Below are 284 nucleotides of genomic sequence, written 5' to 3'. Positions count from 1 at the left end.
ACATACTTAATTTCTTCAATCAACTCCTCAAGTGTATTTTCATTAAAATAACTATTCGCCATCCTTATCACCTCTTTGTTGAGCCACTTCACTTAGTAACCGTAAACTAAGCTCTTTTTTTGTGTCATCCATCATTTCAACGACATTTAATATCTGCTGTTCATAGCTGCTTTCCTCAGTGATAAGTGTTTTTCTGCCAATAAGTTCATCTAAAGAAATCTTGTATAAATCAGCTGCACCATGCAGAAATTCTACATCTGGTGCCGTGGTATTCCTTTCTATGT

1 protein-coding gene is annotated in these 284 nt (G+C 35.2%); it reads right to left on the bottom strand.

Going from position 1 to position 284, the window contains the following annotated elements; all coding sequences use genetic code 11:
• Positions 1–51 precede the first annotated feature (51 nt).
• The coding region (locus HC176_RS19285) for a hypothetical protein (protein WP_209309844.1) at positions 52–284 on the bottom strand (233 nt) is incomplete at its 5' end.

Source organism: Tamlana crocina, assembly GCF_012037625.1.
This window is presented reverse-complemented; position numbering and strand designations above follow the sequence as displayed.